The organism is Microvirga sp. KLBC 81 (genome assembly GCF_003075415.1).
In the GTDB taxonomy this organism is placed as follows: Bacteria; Pseudomonadota; Alphaproteobacteria; order Rhizobiales; family Beijerinckiaceae; genus Microvirga.
In genome coordinates this window covers 1-820 of the sequence record NZ_QDAH01000293.1, presented here as the reverse complement: position 1 = coordinate 820, position 820 = coordinate 1, and the positions used below count along the sequence as shown (strand labels likewise).

The 820-nt window shown below is 60.4% G+C and carries 1 protein-coding gene; it reads right to left on the bottom strand.

The window, feature by feature from the left end:
* Positions 1-770: IS6 family transposase (locus tag DC522_RS33835; protein ID WP_371681163.1), on the bottom strand; the 770-nt coding region annotated here is incomplete at its 3' end.
* Positions 771-820 lie beyond the last annotated feature (50 nt).

Here is an 820-nt window from a genome sequence, read left to right as displayed (position 1 = left end):
GGCATCGTCCCATTAACGGGCACTCGACAGAATTTGGACTGTGAAGAGCCTATCTTCCAGGCGGCGAGCGCCACAGAGGTGATGTCTGCCCATTTCTCAAAGGCTGCGCTGCGAGCGTTGCGATAGTCTGCTGCCGTGAGCTGATGCTGTCGCAGGTGAGACAGGTTGCTGATCGGATCATGGATCGAGAGGAACCTCTGTGCCTGTCGCACCGACTTGAAGCGCTTCATCTGGCGCTCGCGTCGACGGGTTGGTTGGTGGGAGTTTTCCGCCCGGTTGTTCAATCCTTTGTGCTGCCGATGTTCGATGCTCAGGCCCATCTCCCGGCGAGCCGAACCGTAGGACCCAAGTTTGTCTGTGACCATGACGCGCGGCATCATGGCATTCTTCTTCAGGAGCTTACGCAACAGGCGTTTGGCGGCTTTGCGATCTCGGCGGCTCTGGACCAGCACATCGAGGACAAAGCCGTCCTGATCCACGGCCCGCCAGAGCCAGTGCTTCCGGCCGGCAATGGAAATCACCACCTCATCGAGATGCCAGCGGTCGCCGGGCCGAGGAGCGCGTCGGCGGATGCGATTGGCATATTCCCGGCCAAACTTCTCGGCCCAACGACGAACTGTCTCGTGACTGACCTGAATTCCACGGGCGGCGAGCATCTCCTCGACCATGCGCAGGCTCAGGGGAAAGCGGAAATAGAGCCAGACCGCGAGGCTGATTACCTCGGCAGGGAAACGGTGGCGAGCGTAGAGCGAGGGGCGCGGCTTCTTCATACCGCCTCATATGCCAGCTCCCGCTCGCATCTCGTTAATGTGACGATGCC